Here is a 23,576-nt window from a genome sequence, read left to right as displayed (position 1 = left end):
CACGCGCGTCGCCGCGCGCCATGTCTGCGGCCATGGAACGACCCCCCATCCGTCGCCGTGCCATGCTGGGCGCGGGTGCTGCGCTGGCGCCGGGCATTCTGGCCGCGCAGGCCGCGCCCGTGCTGGACCTGCTGCTGGTGCTGGCGATGGACGCCTCGGGCTCCATCGACGCCGATGAATTCCGCCTGCAGCGCGAGGGGCTGGCCGAGGGGGTGACGCATCCGGCGGTGCTCGCAGCCATCGCGTCGAACCCGAACGGGGCGATCGGCGTGGCGATGGTGGAGTGGGGCAGCCCTGGCGGGGCGGCCACGGTGGTGGACTGGGTGGCGGTGCGCGATGGGGCCTCGGCGCGCGCGCTGGCCGAGGCGATCATGGCCGCGCCGCGGTCGCGCCAATCCTACAACGCGATCGGCGATGCCATCGCGCACAGCACCGCATTGATCGCCGCGGCACCCTTCCGCAGCGACGACCTGGTCATCGACGTGGCGGGCGACGGGCCGGACATGCGGTCCTTCACGCCCGCGACCGAGGCGCGCGACGCGGCGGTGGCGCGCGGCATCACGGTGAACGGGCTGGCCATCGAGGTCGCGCCGGTCACGCGCTTCGGCGAGCCGCTGCGCCGGACCTACGAACGCGACGTGATCGGCGGGCCCGGCGCCTTCGTCATCGCCGCCGAGACACGCATGGATTTCGCCCGCGCGATGCGCGCCAAGCTGATCCGGGAGATCGCATGAGGATTGCACGACGTTCGCTGCCCGCGCTGGTGCTGGCCGCGCCGGCGCTGGCCACTACACGGGGCTGGGTCACCACGCTGCGCGCCGGCGGCTTCGTGCTCTACATGCGCCACGCCATCACCGACCGCAGCCAGGTGGATACCGGGCGGCTGGGGGATCGCGCGGGGCAGCGCAACCTCTCGGCGGCGGGCGTGGCGCAGGCGCGCGCCCTGGCGGAGGCCATGGCGCGGCTTGCGATTCCGCTGCGGCCGATCCGCTCGTCCCCCGTGTTCCGCGCGGTGGACACGGCGCAGGCCATGGCGCGCGGCGGGCCGGTGGACGTGACGATGGAACTGGTGGCGGACGACTACACGACCGACGTGCCCGGGGCGATCGCCTCGGCCCGGCGCGCGATGGGCACGTCGCCGCCGGCGGGGTCGAACGCGCTGCTGGTGGGGCATATCCACGTGTTCGGCCCGGCGATCTTCGGGCGGATGCTGGCGCAGGCGGAATTTCCCGAAGGCGCCTTCGGCATGGTCGCGCCCGAAGCGGGCACGCCGCGCTTCGTGCAGGTGATCATGCCCGATGCGGTGATGGCGGCCGCGGCCTAGACGTAGCCTGGCCCCTCGATGGCCGGGTGGGCGGCTAGGAAGCCCTCATCGACCTCGACGCCGATCCCCGGCGTGGCGTTGGGCAGCACCGTGCCGTCGGCGCGGATGGTCCAGGGCGTGCTGCCCAGTTCGTCGCGGAACTTGTTGGCGCGGGAGATGTCGGCCTCGAAGTATCCGCCATTCTCGATCGCGGCGAGGAAGTGGATCGACGCCGCCTGGTTCACGCCGGTCATCGACGAATGCGGATGAATGGGGATCTTGAAGGCGGAGGCCATGGCCGCGATCCGCAGCGCTTCCGTGATGCCGCCGCACTTCGACAGGTCCGGCTGCCAGATGGTGATGACGCCGTCTTCCAGCACGCGCGTGAATTCGTAGCGGGTGAAGTGGTTCTCGCCAGCGGCGAGCGGTGTGGAGCCGTAGCCGCGCGCCTGGGAATAGGAATGGTGGTCGTGCGCGGGGAAGGGTTCCTCGAGCCAGCCGATGTTGAGGCGGTCCATCTCCGGCATCACCTGGCGCACCTGGTCGATGGAATAGCCGATATTGGCGTCGGTCAGGATCACCAGGTCGTGGCCGAAGGCGTCGCGCACCGCCTCCATGCGCGCGACGTCGTCGCGCACCGTGTCGCCCACGCGCAGCTTTATCGCCTTGTAGCCGGCGGCCATGTGCGGTGCGGCCTCGTCGATCAGTTCGGAGGGCGGCTGGTACCCCAGTGCCACGCCGCCGGCATAGGCCGGCACGGCGCGCGAAGCGCCGCCGAGCAGCTTGTAGAGCGGCAGGTTCAGTGCCTTCCCCTTGGCGTCCCACAGCGCCATGTCGAGGCCCGACATCGCCATCGCGCAGCCCGCGCCCATGCCGTGCGAGGCCAGCTGGTATTTGTAGATGCGCGCCGTGATGCCGGTGGTGTCGAAGGCATCCATGCCGAGCACGAGCTGCCGCAAGGTAGTCTCGATCAGCTTCGCGATGGCGGTATGCGCGCGGCCATGATGGCTTTCGCCCCAGCCGACGATGCCATCCTCCGTGGTGACCTTCACCATCACGGCATCGCGCTTCACCGCCTGGCCGATCCCGAGCTTCGGCCCACCGGGAGGGAGCGGGAAGGAGGTGGGGTAGGCGCGGATGTCCACGATCTTCATCTGGTCGTTTCCTCGGGTGTTGGCCGGAGGCTGCCAGCCGGGCATGGGGTTTGCAAACCTCCATGGCGGCGCAAGGATGACGCGCCGCCATCCAGGAGACGCCACCGCCATGAGCAACGACCCAAGCCCCGAGATGATGGCGGCGATCCGCCTGTGGTCCGGCGTGGACTGCCCGAATGCCGCCGCGGCGCGTGGGCTCGAGGACTTCCCCGCGCTGATGGCGGAATTCGAGGCGCTGCGCGGCACGCTGGTCTTCGAGGACGAGCCATCTTCCTTCGAGGCCGCGCTGCGCGCGGAGAAGGAACCTGGCGCATGAGCGACCTCGCGCTGCTGTCGGTCACCGAGGCCGCGGACGCCTTCGCGAAGGGCGAGGCCACCGCGGAAGCCATGGTGCTGGCCTGCCTCGCCCGCATCGATGCGCATGACGGGCAGGTGAATTCGGTCATCCGCCTGGACCGCGAGGCCGCGCTGGATGCCGCCGCCGCGCAGGACCGCGCGCGTGCCGCGGGGGCGACGCCCGGCCCGCTGAGTGGCGTGCCGATGATGCACAAGGACATGTACTACCGGGCCGGGCGCGTGAGCACCTGCGGGTCGAAGATCCGCGCCGACTTCAAGCCGGGCAAGACCGCGACCGTGCTGCAACGGCTCGACGCCGCGGGCGCGATCGACATGGGCACGCTGAACATGGCGGAGTTCGCGCAGAACCCGACCGGACACAACGCGCATTTCGGTGACTGCCACAACCCGTGGAGCCTGCCCTACTGTACGGGCGGATCGTCATCCGGTTCCGGCGCGGGTGTGGCCGCGCGCTTCTTCGCGGCTGCGCTGGGGTCTGATACGGGCGGGTCGATCCGCCTGCCGGCGAGCATCTGCGGCGTCACGGGCATCAAGGGGACGCAGACGCGCGTTTCGCGGTCCGGCGTGATGCCGTTGTCGTTTTCCATGGACAATGTCGGGCCACTGACGCGCACCGCGCGCGATGCGGCGCGGGTGATGACCGTGATCTCCGGCCATGACCCGCTGGATGCAACGAGCGCGCCGGAAGCCGTGCCGGACTACGAGGCCGCGCTGACCGGCGACCTGCGGGGGGTCAGCGTGGCCGTGCCGCGCGAATGGTTCTTCGATGGTGCCGACGATGTGGTGGTGCGCGGCTTCGAGGCGGCGCTGGACGTGCTGCGCGCGCGCGGCGCTTCGGTCACCTACGTCGCGTGCCCGTCGCTGCGCGCGATCGGCACCTATGTCGCGGTGGTCAGCCGCGTGGAGGCGGCGACCATCCACGCCAACTGGATGCGCGAGCACCCGGGCGACTACGCGATCCATCTGTCAGGCCGGATGTACGGCGGCTATGCGATTCCCGGCACGCACTACCTGGAGGCGCTGTCACGGCGCGGGCCGTTGCTGCGGCAGTTCTGCAAGGAAGCCTTCGCCGGCCACCACATCGTCGCGACCCCGACGCTGCGCATGCGCGTGCCGACCCTGGCCGAGACCAGCATCGACGCCAGCCCGGACAACTGGGCGCGGCACATGGCGATCTCGTCCAACACGCGGCCGTTCAACTACCTGGGTATTCCCACGGTCAGCATTCCCTGCGGCTTCGATGATCGCGGGCTGCCGATCGGGCTGCAGCTTTCGGCCAGGCCCTTCGCCGAGGGCCGCGCGCTGGCGGTGGCGGATGCCTACCAGCGGGAGACCGACTGGCACGCGCGGGTGCCGACTATCCCCTGAGCGCCTTGATCTGCGCGGGGTAGCCGGAGGGGTCCACCGCCGCGTCGATCAGCACCGGACCCGCTGCCGCGCAGGCTTCGGCCATCGCGGCGGCGAGCTCCGCCTCGGTATCGGCGCGCAGGCCGATGCCGCCCATCGCGCGCATCGCGCCGGCTAGGTCGGCGCGCGGCCAGCCCAGCGCGCCCGCCGGCAGATCGCGCGCATCCTTCTTGATGTCGATCAGCGACAGCGTCGCGTCGTTGAACGCCACCACCACGAGCTTCACGCCCAGCACCGCGGCGGTCGCCAATTCGCCGAGCCCCATCAGCAGCCCGCCATCGCCGGTGAAGGCCAGCGCGCCGCGCGCGGGATCGTGCAGCGCGGCCGCGATCGCCGCCGGCACCGCGAAGCCCATGGTCGCCAGGCCGTTCGAGATCAGCAGGTCGCCGGGGCGTTCGCACTGCCAGAAGGTGGTGGCGGGGAACATGTGCGCCCCGGCATCGACCGCGACGCGCGGGTCGAAGCCGGCGGCGCGGGCCGCGGCCTGCGTGATCTCGACCACGCGCTGGGGGCCGATGCCCGTGCCGCGCTGCGGGTCGTTGGTCAGCGCGCGCAGCCAGGCGGTGCGCAGCGCGGCGATGTCTTCGGCGCGCCAGTCGGCGCGTGACGCGTCTTCCGCCAGCGACGCCAGCGACGCGCCGATGCGCCCGGTCAGCGCCGCGGCCGCCGTGGCATAAGGCAGGGCGCGCGGGGAGGTCGCGACCTCGATCACCGGCACCGGCCAGCGCCAGGGCTTCGGGATGAATTCGACCGGGTCGGCGCCGACCATGATCACGGCGTCGGCGGCATCGAGCACCGCGCCCTCGGCCGCGCCGCAGGTGAAGATGCCGGCGAAATGCGGGTCGGCGTCGGGCACCACGCCCTTCGCCTTGTAGGTGACCAGCACGGGGCAACCGAGGGCGGCGACCAGGGCGCGCAGGGGTTCCGCGGCGTCCACGGCTTCAAGACCCGCGACGATCACCGGCCGCCGCGCGCCCGCCAGCACGCGCTGCGCGGCGGCGATCGCGTCGGCATCGGGCGCGGGCAGGGCAGGGCGCGGCTGCGCCGGCGCGAGCGCCGCGGGCTGCTTCGCGGCCGCACCTGATACTTCGATCAGCGCCGCCCCGCGCGGGGCCGCCATGACCGCGCCGATCGCCTGCGTTGCCGCATCGCCCGCCGCCATCTGCCCGACCGAAAGCTGCAGCTTTGTCACCGGCGCGAGCATCGCCGCGTGGTCGAAATACTGGTGCGTGGCGAAGGCGCGTTCCGCCGGCGCGAAGCCGTCCGCCAGCAGCACCACCGGCGCGCGGTCGAGTGCGGCATGCGCCATGCCGTTCGCCGCATTGCCCACGCCAGGCCCGCGCGTGCACAGCGCCGCACCTGGCGTGCCCGCGAGTTCCGCCTCGGTCGCGGCCATGATCACGGCGGAGGTCTCGTGTCGCGCGAGCACGAAGTCGATTCCGCGGGCCTTGGCGGCGGCGATCAGGTCGAGGCTCGAACCCCCGCCCGGCACGCCGTAGATGCGCCGTGTGCCGGCGCCGGCGAAGGCGGCGGCGATGGCGTCGGCGGCGGTGGTCGGCTCGGGCATGCGGGGTTCTCCTGGCGGGGCGCGAGACGATAGGGCGGGGTGCGGTGGCTGCCCATACCGGGGCACGCATCGCCCGCTTCCTGGGCAAAGGTCGCGCGGCCCGGGCCGGGGCGCACCATCGCGGGCTTGCGTTCGGCGGTCGTGAACGGCAAGGCTCGGGGACGGAGGACTTCGCGCCGGTGACCATGACCACACCCGCCTTCGACGAAATGACGGCCGATGGCCTCGTTCGCGGACCCTATGCCGAGATCGCGCGCTGGCTGGCCGCGACTCCACGTGCCGCGCTGGAACAGCGCCGGCACGAGGCCGAACTGCTGTTCAAACGCATCGGAATCACCTTTGCCGTCTATGGTGAGGGCGGGGATCCGGAACGGTTGATCCCCTTCGACATCATTCCGCGAATCCTTGCGCGCGCCGAATGGGATGCGCTGTCGCGCGGCCTGGTGCAGCGGGTGCGCGCGCTGAACATGTTCCTGGCGGATGTGTACGGGAAGCAGGAGATCCTGCGCGCCGGGCACATCCCCGCCGCACTGGTGCGCGACAACGAGGCCTTCCGCCCCGAGATGGCCGGCTTCACGCCGCCCGGCGGCGTCTACACGCATATCGCGGGCATCGACGTGGTGCGCACCAGCCCGCACGAGTTCTGGGTGCTCGAGGATAATTGCCGCACGCCATCGGGTGTCTCGTACATGCTGGAGGGGCGCGAGGCGATGCTCCGCCTGTTCCCAGGTATCTGCGCGGCGCACCGCATCGCCCCCGTCGGGCATTATCCCGAGGAACTGCTCGAGACGCTGAAGTCGGTCGCGCCACCCGGCTGCCGCGGCGCGCCGCGCGTGGCGATCCTGACGCCGGGGTCGTACAATTCCGCCTATTACGAACACTGCTTCCTGGCCGACGAGATGGGCGTGGAAGTCGTGGAAGGCCCTGACCTGTTCGTCGAGGATGACGTGGTGTTCATGCGCACCACGGCGGGCCCGCAGCGCGTGGACGTGATCTATCGCCGCATCGACGACGACTACCTCGATCCGCGCGTGTTCCGGCCCGAGAGCGTGCTGGGCGTGCCGGGGCTGATGGCGGCTTACAAGGCGGGCAATGTCGCGCTGGCCAATGCGCCCGGGGCCGGCATCGCCGACGACAAGGCGGTCTATCCCTACGTGCCGGAGATGATCCGCTTCTACCTGGCCGAGGAACCGCTGCTGCAGAACGTGCCGACCTACCTGTGCGAGCGCGAAGACCATCGCGCCTATGTGCTCGACAACCTGCACGAGCTGGTAGTGAAGCTGACCCACGGGTCGGGCGGCTACGGGATGCTGGTCGGGCCGCACAGCACGACCGACCAGCGCATGGAATTCGCAGCGCGCATCAAGGCGCGGCCGGGCGAATACATCGCGCAGCCGACGCTTGCGCTGTCCACCGTGCCGACGCTGGTGGAAAAGGGTATCGCGCCGCGGCATGTCGACCTGCGGCCCTTCATCCTGTCGGGCAAGGAGGTGCGCGTGGTGCCCGGCGGGCTGACCCGTGTCGCGCTGCGCGAGGGATCGCTGGTGGTGAATTCCTCCCAGGGCGGTGGCACCAAGGACACCTGGGTGCTGGAGGACGACCCCGCCGACATCGCGCGCCCGCTGCAGGGGCAGTCGCAGTCGCAGTCGCAATCCCAGTCACAGTCCGGGTCGCAATCACAGTCGCAATCGCAGTCGCAGGGCGGCTCGGGATGCTGAGCCGCACCGCATCCAGCCTGTACTGGCTCGGCCGCTATGTCGAGCGCGCGGGCAACAATGCGCGCGGTCTGCAGGTGGCGCTGCGCATGGCGTCGCTGACCGGCGCGGGGCAGCGCGACACGGCGTGGCACGCGCTGCTGGTGGCCACCGGCTGCGAGCCGGGATTCCGCGACAAGGGCGCGCCGCTCACGCAGGAAAACGTGGTCCGCTACCTCGCCGCCGATCCCGAGAATCCGTCCTCGATCATGTCCTGCATCGAGGCGGCGCGGCGCAACGGGCGTGCCGTGCGCACAGCGCTCACGGTCGACATGTGGGAGGCGGTGAACGAGACCTGGTCACAGGCACGCCGCAGCACCGAGGCAACCTTCGCGCCCGACAACCTGCCGGACTTCCTCGACTGGATGAAGCAGCGAACGGTGCTGTTCAACGGCGCCTATGCCGACACCATGCTGCGCGGCGAGGCCTGGCGCTTCGTGCGGCTGGGCACCATGCTGGAACGCGCCGACAACACCGCGCGCGTGCTCGACACGCACCACCATGCGCTGAGCGACGTGGAGGAGGGTGGCGCACTGGCCTACCTGCACTGGCAGGCGATCCTGCGGTCGGTGTCGGCACTGCGGGCCTATCACCACATCTATCGCGCACGGCTCGATCCGCGGCGGATCGCGGAGATGCTGCTGCTGCGCCACGAACTGCCGCGGTCGATGGTGGCGTGCTACGCGCGCATCGAGGAGACGCTGGACGGGCTGGCGGCCGCGCATGGCGGGCAGCGCGGGGAATGCCACCGCCTGGCGGGCGAGATCCATGCGCGTCTGAAATTCTCGCGCATCGAGGACATCATGGGCGAGGGGTTGCACCAGTTCCTGACGCGCAAGATCGACCGCAGCATCGACCTGGGTGCGGAGATCGGCGCCTTCTACCTCCATTCCTGAGAGGCGCGCATGACGTATTGCGTGGGCCTGTTCCTCGACCAGGGGCTGGTGCTGCTGTCCGACACGCGCACCAATGCGGGCGTCGATCACATCTCCACCTTTTCCAAGATGCAGGTCGAGGAAGTGCCGGGGGACCGCGTGCTGGCGCTGTTGTCCTCGGGCAACCTCGCAATCAGTCAGGCGGTGTGGAACCGGTTGCAGGAAGGGCTATGGCTGGACGGCGAGCAGCAGACGCTGCGAAGCGTGCCCACCATGTTCCGCGCGGCGCAGCTCGTTGGCGCGGCGGTGCGCGCGGTGTTCGACGCGGACGGGCCCGCGCTGCGCGCGCAGGGCGTGGGCTTCGATGTCGCGCTGCTGCTGGGCGGGCAGATCGCGGGGCAGGGGCATCGGCTGTTCATGATCTACGCCGCGGGCAATTTCATCGAGGCCACCGCCGACACGCCCTTCCTGCAGATCGGCGAGCACAAGTACGGCAAGCCCATTCTCGATCGCGCCGTGACGCCGCAGGTCTCGCTGGCCGATGGCGTGAAGCTCGCGCTCATCAGCATGGATGGCACGCTGCGGTCGAACCTGACGGTGGGCATGCCGCTCGACCTGCTGGTGGTGCGCGAAGGCACGCAGCGCGTCGCGCTGCACCGGCGCATCACGGAGGAGGATTCCTATTTCCGCCGGGTGCGCGAGGGCTGGGCGGCGGCGCTGCGCGACGCCTATGCGGCGATGCAGGTGCCCGACTGGGTGTGACACTTGCGCCCCCCTGGCGCGATGCCACAAATGCAGGATCGACCCGGGAGGAACAGGACATGATCGACCGCAGGACGGCCCTGGCGCTGAGCGCCGCATCGCTGCTGGGCGCGCGTGGCGCGGTGGCGCAAGCTTGGCCCGCGCGCCCCATCCGCATCGTCATTCCCTTCGGCCTCGGCGGGTCGGCCGATGTCGCGGGCCGCTTCCTCCAGGAGCCGCTGCAGCAGGCCTTCGGCCAGCCGGTGGTGATCGAGAACCGGCCGGGCGCGGGCGGGACGATCGGCGCCGATGCGGTGGCCAAGGCGCAGCCGGACGGACACACGCTGCTGCTGATGTCCAATACGCACACGGCGAACGAGACGCTGCTGCCCAACCGCCCCTATGTGCTGATGCGGGACCTCTCGGCGGTGGCCTTCATCAATGTCGCGCATCACGTGCTGGTGGTGCATCCGTCGCTGAACGTGAACTCGGTGCCGGAGCTGATCGCCTATGCGAAGGCCAATCCCGGCAAGCTCGACTACGCGTCCTCGGGGCCGGGCACGCCGTATCACGTGGCGGGCGAGATATTCCGCGCCATGGCCGGTATCGAGATCACCCACATCCCGTTCAGGGGATCGAACGAGGCGCGCACCGCGCTGATCGCCGGCCAGGTCCCGATGATGTTCGACGCGATTCCCACCATGACAGAGCAGGCGCGCGGTGGGCGTGTACGCGCGCTGGCCACCACCGGTCCCGCGCGCAGCCCGCTGCTGCCGGATGCGCCGACGGTGGCCGAGGTGCTGCCGGGCTACGAGGCCAGCATCTGGCTTGGCCTGATGGCGCCGGCGGCGACGCCGCTGCCGATCCGCGAACGCATCGCCGCCGAGGTCAACCGCATCATGGGCCTGCCCGCGACGCGCGAGGCGCAGCAGCGTGCCGGCGCCCTGGTCAACCCCATGAGCGTCGAGGCCTTCGACCGTTTCCTGCGCGAGGACATCACCCGCCAGGCCGAGGGCATTCGCATTGCCCGCATCACTGCGAACTGAGGAGCGGGCATGGTTGCCTTCACGCTGAACGGCGCAACGGTGCAGGTGGTGGCGGAGGGCACGCCGCTGCTGCATGTGCTGCGCGGGGAATGTGGCCTGTCCGGCCCGCGCTTCGGCTGCGGGGCCGAGCAGTGCGGCGCCTGCGTGGTGCTGGTGGATGGCGCACCAGCCTATGCCTGCACGATGGGCGTGGAGGCCGTGGCGGGGCGCAGCGTGACGACGGTGGAAGGGCTTGGGTCGGCCGCTGCGCCGCACCCGTTGCAGCGCGCCTTCCTGGCCGAACAGGCTGGGCAATGCGGCTTCTGCCTGTCAGGCATCCTGGTGGCGGCGGCGGCACTGCTCGCGCGCGATCCCGACCCGGATGATGGGGCGATCCGCGACGCGCTCGACCCCCATCTGTGCCGCTGCGGCAGCCACAACCGAATCATTCGCGCGGTGCAGCGCGCGGCGGCGGAGATGCGCGCATGAGTGACCTCGATCGCCGCGCCGCACCGCCGGGGAGGCTGCCGGGGAGCCTGGCGAACAACCCGCGCCTGGATCGATGGCTTGCCTTTGATGCAGCGGGTCATGTCACGGTTACGCCGGGCAAGGTCGAACTGGGGCAGGGAATCCTGACGGCGCTCGCGCAGATCGTGGCGGATGAGCTTGACGTGGCATTGACCCGCGTGCGCGTGACCGCAGCCAGCACGCCGGGCAGCCCGAATGAGGGTGTCACCTCCGGCAGCCTATCGGTGCAGGACAGCGGCATGGCGTTGCGCCACGCGGCCGCGGCCGCGCGCGCGATTCACTTGCAGGTGGCCGCGCAGCGCAGCGGCGTGCCGATGGATGCGCTGCGCGTCGACGACGGCGCGTTCCTGGCGCCGGATGGGCGAACCATCGCGTCGTACTGGTCGCAGGCGGATGCGGCGCTGCTGGCCTGCGATGCGCCGGAGGATGCGCGCGCCAAGCCGCCCGCGGCGCGGCGCGTGGCGGGCACATCGGCCGCGCGTGTCGACCTGCCGGACAAGGTATTCGGCGTGCCGCGCTTCGTGCATGACCTGCGCCTGCCGGGCATGCTGCACGCGCGCGTGGTGCGCCCGCCGGCGCGGCGCGCGCGGCTGATCGCACTGCGCGACGGCGCGCTGCCGGGCGATGCGGTGGTGGCGCGGGACGGGTCGTTCCTCGCGGTGGTCGCGGCGGACGAACATGATGCGGAGCGCGCGGCGGAGCGCTTGGCCGCGCGCTGCGACTGGACGGCGGAGGACACGCTGCCGCCGGAGCACGCACTGGTTGACTGGCTCCGCGCGGCACCCGGCGAGCACGCCGTCATCCTGGAACGCGACGATCCAGCCGCGGCGCCGGCGCGGACGCTGCGCGCGACGTTCCACCGCCCCTATGTCACACATGCGTCGGTCGGCACCTGCTGCGCCGTGGGGCGCTGGGATGGCGCAGTGCTCGAGGTCTGGACCCATTCGCAGGGCGTGTACAATTTGCGCGCCGACCTCGCGAAGGCCTTCGCGATGGGCGAGGATGCCATCCTGGTGCACCACGTCGAAGGCGCGGGCTGCTACGGGCACAATGGCGCGGATGATGTCGCGCTGGATGCGGCGCTGGCGGCGCGCGCGGTGCCGGGGCGGCCGGTCCGACTGCTGTGGTCACGCGCGGAGGAACTCGGGTGGGGACCGATGTCCTCGGCCATGGTGGTGGATGTCGAGGCGTCGCTCGACGCGCAGGGCAACATCGCGTCCTGGCAGGAGGAGGTGATCAGCCACGGCCATTCGTCCCGCCCCGGCCGCGGCGCGCTGCCGACGCTGCTCGCCGTGGAGTACATGGACCCGGCGCGCACCATCCCGAATGCGTTGAACTCGCCGCTGGCCTCGGGCGGCGGGGCGCAGCGGAATGCGGTGCCGGCCTATCGCATCCCGAAGTTGCGCATCGGCGTGAAGCGGCTGGATGCCATGCCGCTGCGGGTCTCCGCGCTGCGGGGGCTGGGCGCGCCGGCGAATGTGTTTGCGATCGAATCCGTGATGGACGAACTCGCGCAGATGGCGGGCGAGGATGCGCTCGATTTCCGCCTGCGGCACCTCGAGGACCCGCGCGGGCGGGAGGTTCTGTCACTGGCGGCCGAGATGTGCGGCTGGCGCGGGCGCACGAAGCGCGAGGGCTTCGGCATCGGCCTGGCCTATGCGTGCTACAAGCACACCGGGGCCTATTGCGCGGTGGCCGCCGAGATCGAGGCTCTGGACCGTGTCATGTGCCGGCGCCTGTGGATCGCCGCCGACGTGGGGGAGGTCATCAACCCCGATGGCGTGGCGAACCAGTACGAGGGCGGCGCCATCCATGGCGTGTCGATGGCGCTGAAGGAAGCGGTGGCCTTCGGCCCGCGCGCCGTGACGTCGGACGACTGGGAGAGCTACCCGATCCTGCGCTTCAGTGAAGTTCCCGCCGTCGAGACGCGCCTGATCCCGCGGCCTGACGAGAAGCCGCTGGGCGCCGGCGAGGCGTCGCTGGCACCCGCCATCGCCGCCATCGCGAATGCCATCCACGATGCGCTCGGCATCCGTCCGCGTTCGATGCCCTTCACGCCGGAGAACCTCGCGGCCTCATGATTCCGCTCACTCTTGCCTGCACGACTTCCGACCGCACCAGGCCGGTGATGGATGGCCGCTTCCGCGTCGCGGGTTGCGACATCACCTTCATCCCGGGCGAACCGGAGGACATCTTTCGCCGCGCGCTGCGCGACAAGGCGTTCGATGTTTCCGAACTCTCGATGGGGAGCCACATCGTCACCACCGCGCGCGGCGATGCGCCCTATGTCGGCGTGCCGGTATTCCTCTCGCGCGCCTTCCGGCATTCGGCGGTGTATGTGCGCACGGACCGCGGCATCCGCAGCGCGGCGGACCTCGCGGGGCGGACCATTGGGCTGCCCGAATACCAGCAGACCGCGGCACTCTGGGTGCGCGGCTTCCTGCGGGAGCAGTATGGGGTGGACACGAAGGGCATCGCCTGGCGCACCGGTGGCGAGCGCATCGCCATCACGCTGCCGGACGGCTTCGACGTGAAGCCTCTGGGGCGCGACCTGGAGGCGGCGCTCGCCGCCGGCGAGATCGACGCGCTGATCGGCCCGCGCCCGCCACGCTGCTTCGTCGACCGCTCCGCGCCGGTGGATCGGCTGTGGCCCGACACCCGCGCGGAGGAACAGGCCTGGTTCAACGCCACCGGATTCTTCCCGATCATGCATTGCTTGGCGGTGCGCCGCGACGTGGTGGAGCGCCACCCCTGGTTGCCGGTGGAATTGTTCCGCGCCTTCACCGCGGCCAAGCGTGCGTCGGTGGACGAACTCCGCCTGGTGAACGTGCTGCGTGTCTCGCTGCCCTGGATCGCGGCGGAGGCCGAGGCGCAGATCGCGGCGATGGGCGGCAACCCCTGGCCCTATGGCGTCGCGCGCAACCGCGACGAGATCGCGGCGATGATCCGCTACGCGGTTGCGGACGGGCTGGCGGCACGGGAGATCGCGCCCGAGGCGCTGTTCCACCCCTCGGTGCTCGACCTGCTCGACGCCTGAGGGGCTTGCCCCGCGCGCCGCCTCGCCGCATGTCTGCGGCAACGCCATCCGGGAGAACGCCCAATGATCCGCATGACCCGCCGCGCCGCGCTCGGCGCTGCCGCCATCCTCGCCGCCCCTGCCGTGCGTGCGCAGGGCGCTGCCATCCGCATCGTCGTGCCCTTCGCGCCGGGTGGGTCCACCGATGCCGTAGCGCGGCTGGTGGCGCCGGGGCTGACGCAGCGCCTCGGCGCGCCCGTCGTGGTGGACAACCGGGCCGGCGCGGCCGGGTCGATCGGCACCGATGCGGTCGCGAAGGCGCGGCCTGACGGGCAGACCTGGCTGTTGACCTTCGACAGCCACGCGACGCTGGCCGCGCTGCTGCCGCAGCTGCCGTTCAACCCCGATCGGGACCTCGATCCCGTCATGCTGATCGGCGGCGCGCCCTATGTGCTGGCCTGCAAGCCGGACAAGCCGTTCCAGTCGATCACCGCGGTGGTGGAAGCTGCCCGGGCGCGGCCCGATGCGGTGTCCTTCGGGTCGACCGGCAATGGCACGATCGGCCACCTGACCATGGTGCTGCTGCAGGGGCGCACCGGCACGCGCATGACGCACCTGCCGTATCGCTCCGGCGGGCTCGCGGTGAACGACACCGTGGCCGGGCATGTCGACATGATGATCGGTTCCGCCGCGGTGGTGCATCCGCATGCGCGGTCGGGCACGCTGCGCACCTTCGCGCAGTTCGGCCCACAGCGCCTGCCTGCCCTGGCCGAGCTGCCCACGGTGGCGCAGGCGGGCATTCCGGGGCTGGAGGCGGAAGCCTGGTGGGGCGTGTTCGCGCCGCACGGCACGCCGCAGGACGCGGTCGCGCGCATGAACGCGGCGTTGAAGGAATCGCTCAGCGAGGAGCGCGTGCGCACCACCATGCAGGAGGTGCAACAGGCGCGGCTGGTGATGTCCTCGCCGGCGGAACTCGGCACCTTCGTGCAGCAGGAGGTCGCGAAGTGGGGCGCGGTGGTGCGGGAGAACAACATCCGCGCTGACTGAGGCGCCGCGCGGCCTGCCGCGGCGCTGGCCGCTCCGCGGCATGGGGATTGCTCGTCTTCGGCGATGCGCGCAGGCTCGCGCGCGCATCGCCCCGGACGGAGACCCCTGCCATGCAGCGACGCTCGCTTTTCGCGGCCACCGGCGCCGGCATTTTCGGCGGCCCCGCGCTGGTCCGTGCGCAAACCGCCAGCACGCTACGCTTCACCCCGCAGCAGGACCTGGTGACGCTCGATCCCGTCACCACCACCGCCTACGTCTCCCGCAACCATGGCTACATGGTGTTCGACACGCTGTACGGCATGGACGCGTCCTACCAGGCAACGCCGCAGATGGTGGACGGTCACACCATCGAGAATGACGGCAAGCTGTGGAACCTGACGCTGCGCGAGGGGCTGCGCTTCCATGATGGCGAACGCGTGCTCGCGCGCGACTGCGTCGCCTCCATCCGCCGCTGGGCGCGGCGCGACCCGTTCGGCGCGACGCTCATGGACGCGACCGAGGAACTCTCCGCGCCCGACGACCGCACCATCCGCTTCCGCCTGAAGCAGCCGTTTCCGCTGCTGCCGATCGCGCTGGGCAAGGCCTCGGTGCCGGTCTGCGCGATGATGCCGGAGCGCCTGGCGAACACCGACCCGTTCCGCCAGGTGACGGAGATGATCGGCTCCGGCCCCTTCCGCTTCAAGGCGGATGAACGCGTGCCCGGTGCGCTGAACGTCTACACCAAGTTCGAGGGCTATGTGCCGCGGCGCGACCAGCCGCTGGCCTGGACCTCGGGGCCCAAGGTCGTGCATTTCGACCGCGTCGAATGGCATGTCATGCCGGATTCCAGCACGGCGACGAACGCGCTGGTGGCCGGTGAGCGCGACTGGCAGGAATACGCCTATCACGACCTGCTGCCGCAGCTGCGCCGCGCGCGCAACGTGACGGTGCGCGTGCTCGATACCTCCGGCTTCGTGGGCATGGTGCGCGTCAATCACCTGCAGCCGCCCTTCGACAATCCGGCGATCCGCCGCGCGCTGTGGGGGGCGATCGACCAGACGGCCTGCATGCAATCGCTGGTCGGCAACGACCGCAGCCTGATGAACGTGCCGCTCGGCTTCTTCGCGCCGGGCACGCCGATGGCGTCGGATGCCGGGCTCGACGTGCTGCGCGGGCCGCGCGACTACGCGAAGGTGCGCGCTGATCTTCGTGCTGCCGGGTATCGCGGCGAGAAGGTGGTCTTCATGATCCCGTCCACCTCGGCGCCCAATGCGGCAATGGGCTCGGTGATGGAGGATCAGTTCCGCCAGGCCGGCATGGATGTCGAGATCTACTCGGTCGAGTTCAACGCCATGCTGCAGCGGCGCAACCGCAAGGGGCCGGTGAGCGATGGCGGCTGGTCTGCCTTCATGACCAACTGGGCCGGCACCGACTGGCTGAATCCAGCCGGGCACATCGCGTTGCGCGGCAATGGCGAGGCCGGCTATGCCGGCTGGGCCACCATGCCGCGCATCGAGGAATTGCGCGACGCCTGGTTTCGCGCCCCGGATGTCGCGGCACAGCAGGCGATCTGCCGCGACATCCAGCTCGAAGCGATGCGCGAGGTGCCCTACTACCCGACCGGGCAGTACCTGCAGCCCACGGCGTATCGGTCGAACATCACCGGTGTGCTGGAGGGCTTCGCGACCTTCTGGAACGTGCGGCGGGCGTAGCGCCCGATCCGTGAAGGCGGGAAGGCGGCGCATGGTGCTGGACGCTCGGGGTGCCTCCGTGCGTCCCGCGCCCGCGCCGCATGGCGCGGATATGCGGCGCCGCCAGGATGAGGTCTGCGCCCGCGTCGCGCATCAGTCGATGGTGATCCGCGCCTCCCGCACCACCGGCCCCCAGACGCGCGCGAAATCCGCGTGGACCTGCTGGTATTCAGCCGACGACACGGTGCGCCCCAGCGGATAGAGCCCCGCCGCGATCAGCCGGCGCTGCGTGTCGGCATCGTCCAGCACCTTCTGCATCGCGGCGTGCATCTCGGCCACGATCGGTGCGGGCATGCCGCGCGGGCCGGAGATGCCGGTCCAGGAGGACACGGTCAGGTCGGGCAGGCCGAGCGCGCGATAGGTTGGCACGCCCGGAAGCGCGGCGAAGGGCTCTGCGGTGGAGACGGCGATCGCCTTGACCTGCCCGGCCTCGATCGCGCCGGTGGTGCCGGCCAGCGGCGTGAGGAAGCAATCCACCTCGCCGGAGATCGTCGCCTGCAGGCCGGGGCCGGTGCCGCGGTAGGGCACGTGCACCCAGGTCCCGCCGGACAGCTTTGCAAGCATCTCGCCCTGCAGGTGCTGCATGCCGCCGGCACCCGAACTGCCGTAGGTGACGCCTGCGGGGCGCGCGCGTGCCGCCTCGACCACCTGCGCGAAGCTGGTGAAGCGGCTGTTGCCGGGCAGCAGCATCACGGTCGGCGTATCGGCGACCATGGCGATGTGGGTGAAGTCGGTGTCGCCGTCATAGGGCTTCGGCACCATGGCCAGCGGCACGATGCCGGTGGGCGAGGTATTGGTGATGGCGATGACGCTGCCATCGGGCGGCGCCTGCACGAGCATGCGCGTGCCGATCGAGCCCGAGGCGCCGGCGCGGTTCTCGATGACGATGGTGCGCCCGAGGCCGGCGGCGAGGCCCGGCTGGATGATGCGCGCCGTGGTGTCCGAGGCACCGCCCGGCGCGAAGGGGACGATCATGCGGATGGTGCCTGGCTGCGCCTGCGCGCGGTGCGGCACGGCGAGGCAGGCGGTGGCGACGGCGAGGAGGCTGCGGCGCTGCATGGCGAAGACGTCCGGCACGGTTGTGCGCCACGCCTTGCAAGCGCGGGGCCAGTCGCCAAGGCCGCGCGCAGGCGCCATGGCCGCGAGCCTCGGCAGCGGGCCCGATGGCACCGTCCGATCGGCACCGGTTCTAGAGGCGGAAGAAGCTCCGCGCCGTGGCGCCCTCGATCGCCGTGGCCTCCGCCGCGGGCAGCCCGGCCGCGGCCAGCATCCCGCGGGGGTCGTCATCGCCCATGTCGAAGGGATAGTCGCTGCCGAGCATGATGCGCCCCGGCCCGACCAGGTCGAACAGCATGCGCAGCAGCCGCGGGTCGAATACCACCGTGTCGTACCACAGCCGCGGCAGGTACGCCGATGGCGGCTGGGCGGTCAGGCGGCGCAGTTCCGGGCGTCGCTTCCAGGCGTGGTCCAGGCGCCCGATCAGGAAGGGCAGGAAGCCGCCGCCATGCACGATCTTCACGCGCAGGCCGGGATGCCGGTCGAGCACGCCGCCCAGCACCAGGTGGTTCGCCGCGATGACTTCTTCGAGCGGATTGCCCACGGTGTTGACCATGAAGAAGGCACCGAGCCGCGCGCCGTCGCTGAACCCCAGCGGGTGCAGCACCACCGGCACGTCGAGCGCGACCAGGCGGCGCCAGAGCGGGTCGAAGGCAGGGTCGGACAGTTCCATCGCGCCAGCGCGCGTGTCGATCTGGAAGCCGCGCAGGCCCTGGGTTTCGACGGCGCGCGCGGCTTCGTCGGGGGCACGGTCGGGCGCGGTCATGGGCAGTGTGCCGAGGCCGCTGAATCGTGCCGGGTCCTGCGCCACCAGCGCCGCGACATGCGCGTTCTGCAGTCGGGAGATCTCGACCAGCAGGTCAGGGTCCGCCCAGTAGTGCTGCTGGCCCGGCGCGGGCAGCACCACCTGGTGGTCGACGCGCATGCGCGCCATGTCCTCGAGGCGTGCGGCGATCTGGTTGAAGCGGCGCCCGAGCTCGGGGAATTGCGCGCGATCGACCTCGGCGCTCTCGGGCGAGATGTCGCGGTTGTAGGGCACCTGCGCGAGTTCGGGGCGCCCCTGCAGGCGCTGGTTCACCGCGGGGGTGAGCGTGTGGGTATGCGCGTCGATGATCATGCGGGTTCGAGGCCCCGGCGTTCGTCGCGGCGGCGCAGAGCCGCGACCAGCGGCAGCGCGAGCGCCACCATCCAGGCCTTCCCGACCACTTGGCCCGCCAGGTAGTCGAGGCTCCCGAAGGCGAGCCAGAGGAAGACAACACTGTCGACCACGAGCCCGACCGCGCCGCTGGCGGCCACCGCCAGCACCAGGCCGCGCTTCTGTAACGGCGTGAATACGATAAGGTCGGCGAATTCGCTGAGCAGGAAGGCGGCCGCCGAGGCCACGACCAGCGCCGGCGGCGCCACGAAGCCCGAGAGCGCGGCCCCGGCCAGCACCGCGCCCGCCGCCCAGCCCACGCCGAGGCGCCGCTGCACCAGGTCCCGCAACACCAGCGCGAGGCCGATCATCAGCACGCCGGAGGGCGCCATCAGCCCCGGTGCGACGGGCACGAGGCAGGGGCCGTTCGGCACGCACAGGGTGCCGGCATTGCCGATGAGCCAATTGGCCGCCGGAATGCAGAGGCCGAAGCCGATCAGGGCGAGCACGCCTTCGAGGCGCGGGGTGAACATCACAGCTTCTCCGAGACGTAGTCCTGCCAACCCTTCGCGCGCAGCTCGCAGGCCGGGCAGGTGCCGCAGCCGTAGCCCCAGGCGTGGCGGTGGGAGCGGTCGCCGAGATAGCAGGTGTGGGTGTGCTCGACCACCGCCTGGACCAGCGCGCTGCCGCCGAGCCGTTCCGCCATCCGCCAGGTGTCGCCCTTGGTCAGCCACATCAGTGGCGTGTGCAGCACGAAGCGGCGTTCCATGCCGAGGTTGAGCGCGACCTGCAGCGCCTTGATGGTGTCGTCGCGGCAGTCCGGGTAGCCGGAATAGTCGGTCTCGCACATGCCGGCGACGATGTGCTTCAGGCCGCGCCGATACGCGAGCGCGGCGGCAAAGGTGAGGAAGACGATGTTGCGGCCGGGGACGAAGGTGGTGGGCAGGCCGTCCGCGCCCATCGCGATTTCGGCCTCGCGCGTCAGCGCGGTGTCGGAGATGGCGCCCAGCGCATCGAGGCGCAGCATGTGGTCGGGGCCGAGGCGCGGGGACGGGATCGCGGCGCGGAAGGCGTCGCGCACGTCGAGTTCCACGCGGTGCCGCTGGCCGTAGTCGAAGCCGAGGGTCTCCACATGCGCGAAGCGGTCGAGCGCCCAGGCGAGGCAGGTGGCGGAATCCTGGCCGCCGGAGAACAACACGAGCGCGGCGTCGTCCCTCATGATGCGGCCTCCAGCCGTTGCGCCGCCCAGCGCGCCGCCTCGGCGACGACAGGGTCGGCATCGTCGCAGCGCGACTGCGCGGTGGCACGCAGCGCAGCCTCGCCCGAATTGCCGATCGCGACCATCACGTTGCGCACGAAGCGGTCGCGCCCTATACGCTTCACCGGGCTGCCCGAGAACATGGCACGGAAGGCGGCATCGTCCAGCGCCGCGAGGTCCGCCAGCAGCGGCGCGCGCAATGCGGCACGCGGCGCGAAGGCCGGTTCGCTGTGTGCGCGCGCGAACTTGTTCCAGGGGCAGACGGCCAGGCAGTCGTCGCAGCCATAGATGCGGTTGCCCATCAGCGGGCGCAGCGCGGGGTCGATCGGGCCGCGATGCTCGATGGTGAGGTAGGAGATGCAGCGCCGCGCATCGAGTTCGTAGGGCGCCGGGAAGGCCGCGGTCGGGCAGGCATCGAGGCAGGCGCGGCAGCTGCCGCAATGGTCGACATCGGGGGCATCGGTGCCGAGATCGAGGGTGGTGAAGACCTCGCCGAGGAACAGCCAGGACCCATGCGTGCGCGACACCAGGTTGGTATGCTTGCCCTGCCAGCCGAGGCCCGCCGCCTGCGCGAGTGGCTTCTCCGCCACCGGCGCGGTGTCCACGAACACCTTGATGCCCGCACCGGGCCAGCGTTCCGCCATCCAGCGGCCGAGTGCCTTCAGGCGCTTCTTCAGCACGTCGTGGTAGTCGCGGTTGCGGGCATAGACGCTGACGGTGGCGCGGTCGTGCTGCGCGAGGGTCTCCAGCGGGTCGGTGTCGGGGCCGTAGTTCAGGCCGAGCACCACGACCGACACCGCCTCGGGCCACAGGGCCTGCGGGTGGGCCCGTTGTTCGGCCCGTGCCTCCATCCAGCCCATCGACCCGTGGCGGCCTTCCGCGAGGAAGTGCATGAGCCGTTCGCGCACTTCGGGGCCGAGATGCGCGCGCGCGAAGCCCACGGCGTCGAAGCCGATGGACAGCGCCTCCGCGCGGATGGCGTCAGCCGCGCCCACGATAGGGCTGGACCTCCTGCGCCGGGATCCAGACGCCCTGTGGCGCCTCGCCCGACTGCCAGAACACGTCGATCGGGATGCCGCCGCGCGGATACCAGTAGCCGCCGATGCGCAGCCAGGCCGGCGATAGAAGTGCGACCAGCCGCTGCGCGATATCGAGCGTGCAGGCCTCGTGGAAGGCGCCGTGGTTGCGGAAGGACGCCAGGTAGTTCTTGAGCGACTTGCTCTCGACGATCCATTCGCCGGGCACGTAGTCGATCACCAGGTGCGCGAAGTCCGGCTGGCCGGTGAGGGGGCACAGCGACGTGAATTCCGGGGCGGTGAAGCGCACGCAGTAGCGCAAGTCCTGGTGCGGCGCGGGCACGCGTTCCAGCACCGCTTCCTCCGGATTGCGCGGCAGCGCGGTGGGCTGGCCGAGCTGCGTCAGGCCGGAATAATCCTCGGTCATGCGGGGGTCTCCTCGGTCCAGGCGGCGGTGATGCGCGCGGCGGTCTGCGTGAAGGTGCCGGCGAGGATCGCCTCGCGCAGCTCGCGCATCAGGTCCTGGTAGTACTGGATGTTGTGCCAGGTCAGCAGCATCGGCCCGAGCATCTCCCCCGCCTTGAACAGATGATGCAGATAGGCGCGCGAATGGCTTCTGCACGCCGGGCAGGCGCAATCGGGGTCGAGCGGGCGGGTGTCCTCGGCGTGTCGCGCGTTGCGGATGTTGATCACGCCGCGGCGGGTATAGGCGCGCCCGGTGCGGCCCGACCGCGTGGGCATGACGCAGTCGAACATGTCGATGCCGCGTGCGACGGCGCCGACGAGGTCTGCCGGCGTGCCGACACCCATCAGGTAGCGCGCGCTGTCGGCGGGCAGCAGGGGACAGGTGGATTCCAGCACCTCGAACATCGCGGCCTGGCCCTCGCCGACCGCGAGGCCACCGACCGCATAGCCCTCGAAGCCGATGCGTGTGAGGGCTTCGACGCTCTCGGCGCGCAGGTCGGGGTAGACGCCACCTTGCACGATGCCGAACAGCCCATGGCCCTCGCGCGGGGTGAACGCCTCCCGCCCGCGCGCCGCCCAGCGCATCGACAGGCGCATCGACGCCGCGGCCTGGTCGTGCGTGGCGGGGAACGGCGTGCATTCGTCGAAGGACATCGTCACGTCCGCGCCGAGCAGGCGCTGGATCTCGATGCTGCGTTCCGGCGTGAGGCGGTGCTTGCTGCCATCCACGTGGCTGCGGAAGGTCACGCCATCCTCGTCCATCTTGCGCAGGCCGGACAGCGACATGACCTGGAAGCCGCCGGAATCCGTCAGGATCGGGCCGTGCCAGTCCATCAGGCGGTGCAGGCCCCCCAGGCGCGCGACACGCTCGGCACCCGGGCGCAGCATCAGGTGATAGGTGTTGCCCAGCACCATGCGCGCGCCGGTGCTGCGCACCGCATCGGCGGTCATGGCCTTCACCGTGCCGGCGGTGCCGACGGGCATGAAGACCGGGGTTGGCACCTCACCATGCGCGGTGTGCAGAACGCCGGCACGCGCGGCGCCGTCGGTCACGGCGCGGGTCCAGTGCAGCGTCATGGCGCGCGCTCCAGGAGCGACGCATCGCCATACGAATAGAAGCGGTAGCGCTGCCCGATGGCGTGGTCGTAGGCAGCCTTCATGCGCCCGGTGCCGGCGAAGGCACACACCAGCATGAACAGCGTGCTGCGCGGCAGGTGGAAGTTGGTCATCAGCAGGTCGGCGCTGCGGAAGCGGTGCCCGGGCAGCAGGAAGATGTCGGTGAGGCCGCGGAAGGGCGCGATACGCCCGGCGTCATCCACCGCGGATTCCAGCAGGCGCAGCGCGGTGGTGCCGATGGCCACGATCCGCCCGCCGGCGGCGCGCGCGGCGTTGATGGTGGCGGCGGCCTGGTTGGTGACCTCGCCCCATTCGGCGTGCAGGCGGTGCGCGCGCGGGTCCTCGGCGCGCATCGGCAGGAAGGTGCCCGCGCCGACATGCAGGGTGACGGTGGCGCGCCCCACGCCGCGCGCGGCGATGGCATCCAGCAGCGCGGGCGTGAAGTGCAGGCTGGCGGTGGGGGCGGCGACCGCGCCGGGCCGTTGCGCGAAGATCGGCTGGTAGTCGGCGGCGTCCTCGGGGCGCGGGCCATCCGGGCGCGCGATGTAGGGCGGCAGCGGGATTTCCCCGGCCTGCTCCAGAGCGGCCGCAAGCGCCGCCTGGTCGGGGCCGAAGTCAAGAACCACCGCACCATCCTGCGGCGCCGCCGTGACGGTCGCGGTGCAGTCTTCCGCACCCTCGATCGCGATCACATCGCCGGCGCGCAGGCGGCGCGCATTGCGCACCAGCGCATGCCACAGGCCGGCGCCTTCGCTGCGATTCAGCATCACCTCGATGCGCGCGGCACCGCGCCTTGCGTGCAGGCGGGCCGGGATCACCCGCGTGTCGTTCACCACCATGACATCGCCGGGGTGCAGAAGCGAAGGCAGGTCGCGCACCCCGGCATCCGTGACGCCATCGGGGCGCACCACCAGCATCCGCGCGGCATCGCGCGGGCGCGCGGGGGCCTGGGCGATCAGGGCCTCGGGCAGGGCGAAATCGAAATCTGCGGTGCGGAGCGGGGCGGACACCGGCGCGCGGTAGCCC

General features: G+C 71.1%; 23 protein-coding genes. 13 read left to right on the top strand and 10 right to left on the bottom strand.

Annotated features, from left to right (window positions below):
- Nucleotides 1-32 precede the first annotated feature (32 nt).
- Nucleotides 33-734, top strand: a complete 702-nt coding sequence (locus MWM08_RS14475) for a DUF1194 domain-containing protein (RefSeq protein ID WP_244407139.1) — start codon at nt 33-35, stop codon at nt 732-734.
- Nucleotides 731-1,324: a histidine phosphatase family protein gene (locus tag MWM08_RS14470; RefSeq protein ID WP_244407138.1), complete on the top strand. Its 594-nt coding sequence runs from the start codon at nt 731-733 to the stop codon at nt 1,322-1,324. The genes MWM08_RS14475 and MWM08_RS14470 overlap by 4 nt, the downstream gene beginning before the upstream one ends.
- Here MWM08_RS14470 and MWM08_RS14465 read toward each other — a convergent pair.
- Nucleotides 1,321-2,457, bottom strand: a complete 1,137-nt coding sequence (locus tag MWM08_RS14465) for a mandelate racemase/muconate lactonizing enzyme family protein (protein WP_244407137.1) — start codon at nt 2,455-2,457, stop codon at nt 1,321-1,323. The genes MWM08_RS14470 and MWM08_RS14465 overlap by 4 nt on opposite strands.
- 109 nt (nt 2,458-2,566) lie before the next feature.
- Between MWM08_RS14465 and MWM08_RS14460 the strand changes: the two genes are divergently transcribed.
- Both MWM08_RS14460 and MWM08_RS14455 read left to right on the top strand, forming a co-directional pair.
- Nucleotides 2,567-2,773: a hypothetical protein gene (locus MWM08_RS14460; RefSeq protein ID WP_244407136.1), complete on the top strand. Its 207-nt coding sequence runs from the start codon at nt 2,567-2,569 to the stop codon at nt 2,771-2,773.
- Complete coding sequence (locus MWM08_RS14455) at nt 2,770-4,182, top strand: amidase (protein WP_244407135.1); 1,413 nt, start codon at nt 2,770-2,772, stop codon at nt 4,180-4,182. The genes MWM08_RS14460 and MWM08_RS14455 overlap by 4 nt, the downstream gene beginning before the upstream one ends.
- On the opposite strand, the gene MWM08_RS14450 is transcribed toward MWM08_RS14455, so the two are convergent.
- A complete protein-coding gene (locus MWM08_RS14450; protein WP_244407134.1) occupies nt 4,172-5,788 on the bottom strand; it encodes a thiamine pyrophosphate-dependent enzyme in 1,617 nt (538 codons plus the stop codon). The two genes, MWM08_RS14455 and MWM08_RS14450, sit on opposite strands and share 11 nt — an antisense overlap.
- Nucleotides 5,789-5,973: 185 nt before the next feature.
- Between MWM08_RS14450 and MWM08_RS14445 the strand changes: the two genes are divergently transcribed.
- The 9 genes from MWM08_RS14445 to MWM08_RS14405 all read left to right on the top strand — a co-directional run bounded on the left by MWM08_RS14445 (nt 5,974) and on the right by MWM08_RS14405 (nt 16,465).
- Entirely contained in the window at nt 5,974-7,506 is a 1,533-nt protein-coding gene (locus MWM08_RS14445) for a circularly permuted type 2 ATP-grasp protein (RefSeq protein ID WP_244459967.1), read from the top strand.
- Nucleotides 7,500-8,438: an alpha-E domain-containing protein gene (locus MWM08_RS14440; RefSeq protein ID WP_244407133.1), complete on the top strand. Its 939-nt coding sequence runs from the start codon at nt 7,500-7,502 to the stop codon at nt 8,436-8,438. The genes MWM08_RS14445 and MWM08_RS14440 overlap by 7 nt, the downstream gene beginning before the upstream one ends.
- A gap of 9 nt (nt 8,439-8,447) precedes the next feature.
- Nucleotides 8,448-9,179, top strand: coding sequence for a proteasome-type protease (locus MWM08_RS14435; RefSeq protein ID WP_244407132.1), 732 nt, complete (start codon nt 8,448-8,450; stop codon nt 9,177-9,179).
- A gap of 59 nt (nt 9,180-9,238) precedes the next feature.
- Nucleotides 9,239-10,204, top strand: a complete 966-nt coding sequence (locus tag MWM08_RS14430) for a tripartite tricarboxylate transporter substrate binding protein (RefSeq protein WP_244407131.1) — start codon at nt 9,239-9,241, stop codon at nt 10,202-10,204.
- A gap of 9 nt (nt 10,205-10,213) precedes the next feature.
- Nucleotides 10,214-10,672 (top strand): (2Fe-2S)-binding protein, encoded by a 459-nt coding sequence (locus tag MWM08_RS14425; protein WP_244407130.1) that lies wholly within the window; start codon nt 10,214-10,216, stop codon nt 10,670-10,672.
- Nucleotides 10,669-12,792: a molybdopterin cofactor-binding domain-containing protein gene (locus MWM08_RS14420; protein WP_244407129.1), complete on the top strand. Its 2,124-nt coding sequence runs from the start codon at nt 10,669-10,671 to the stop codon at nt 12,790-12,792. Before MWM08_RS14425 ends, MWM08_RS14420 begins: the two co-directional genes overlap by 4 nt.
- A complete protein-coding gene (locus MWM08_RS14415; protein ID WP_244407128.1) occupies nt 12,789-13,748 on the top strand; it encodes an ABC transporter substrate-binding protein in 960 nt (319 codons plus the stop codon). Before MWM08_RS14420 ends, MWM08_RS14415 begins: the two co-directional genes overlap by 4 nt.
- Before the next feature lie 63 nt (nt 13,749-13,811).
- Entirely contained in the window at nt 13,812-14,774 is a 963-nt protein-coding gene (locus MWM08_RS14410; RefSeq protein ID WP_244407127.1) for a tripartite tricarboxylate transporter substrate binding protein, read from the top strand.
- A gap of 110 nt (nt 14,775-14,884) precedes the next feature.
- Entirely contained in the window at nt 14,885-16,465 is a 1,581-nt protein-coding gene (locus MWM08_RS14405) for an ABC transporter substrate-binding protein (protein WP_244407126.1), read from the top strand.
- A gap of 132 nt (nt 16,466-16,597) precedes the next feature.
- Here MWM08_RS14405 and MWM08_RS14400 read toward each other — a convergent pair whose 3' ends face one another.
- The 8 genes from MWM08_RS14400 to queA form a co-directional block, all read right to left on the bottom strand.
- On the bottom strand, nt 16,598-17,563 hold the full coding sequence (locus MWM08_RS14400) for a Bug family tripartite tricarboxylate transporter substrate binding protein (RefSeq protein ID WP_244407125.1): 966 nt from the start codon (nt 17,561-17,563) through the stop codon (nt 16,598-16,600).
- Nucleotides 17,564-17,693: 130 nt separating this feature from the next.
- Nucleotides 17,694-18,677 (bottom strand): amidohydrolase family protein, encoded by a 984-nt coding sequence (locus MWM08_RS14395; RefSeq protein WP_244407124.1) that lies wholly within the window; start codon nt 18,675-18,677, stop codon nt 17,694-17,696.
- Entirely contained in the window at nt 18,674-19,228 is a 555-nt protein-coding gene (locus MWM08_RS14390; protein WP_244407123.1) for a VUT family protein, read from the bottom strand. Before MWM08_RS14390 ends, MWM08_RS14395 begins: the two co-directional genes overlap by 4 nt.
- Nucleotides 19,228-19,914, bottom strand: coding sequence for a 7-cyano-7-deazaguanine synthase QueC (gene queC / locus MWM08_RS14385; protein ID WP_244407122.1), 687 nt, complete (start codon nt 19,912-19,914; stop codon nt 19,228-19,230). The genes MWM08_RS14390 and queC overlap by 1 nt, the downstream gene beginning before the upstream one ends.
- Complete coding sequence (gene queG / locus MWM08_RS14380) at nt 19,911-20,948, bottom strand: tRNA epoxyqueuosine(34) reductase QueG (protein WP_244407121.1); 1,038 nt, start codon at nt 20,946-20,948, stop codon at nt 19,911-19,913. The genes queC and queG overlap by 4 nt, the downstream gene beginning before the upstream one ends.
- Nucleotides 20,935-21,396: a preQ(1) synthase gene (gene queF, locus MWM08_RS14375; protein ID WP_244407120.1), complete on the bottom strand. Its 462-nt coding sequence runs from the start codon at nt 21,394-21,396 to the stop codon at nt 20,935-20,937. The genes queG and queF overlap by 14 nt, the downstream gene beginning before the upstream one ends.
- Nucleotides 21,393-22,511, bottom strand: a complete 1,119-nt coding sequence (tgt, locus tag MWM08_RS14370; protein WP_244407119.1) for a tRNA guanosine(34) transglycosylase Tgt — start codon at nt 22,509-22,511, stop codon at nt 21,393-21,395. Before tgt ends, queF begins: the two co-directional genes overlap by 4 nt.
- Nucleotides 22,508-23,560 (bottom strand): tRNA preQ1(34) S-adenosylmethionine ribosyltransferase-isomerase QueA, encoded by a 1,053-nt coding sequence (gene queA / locus MWM08_RS14365; RefSeq protein WP_244407118.1) that lies wholly within the window; start codon nt 23,558-23,560, stop codon nt 22,508-22,510. Before queA ends, tgt begins: the two co-directional genes overlap by 4 nt.
- Nucleotides 23,561-23,576 lie beyond the last annotated feature (16 nt).

Origin of the sequence: Roseomonas fluvialis (assembly GCF_022846615.1) — a bacterium.
GTDB classification, from domain to species: domain Bacteria; phylum Pseudomonadota; class Alphaproteobacteria; order Acetobacterales; family Acetobacteraceae; genus Neoroseomonas; species Neoroseomonas fluvialis.
Note: the sequence above shows the minus strand (reverse complement) of the source record. Positions and strands in the feature narration are given on the sequence as shown.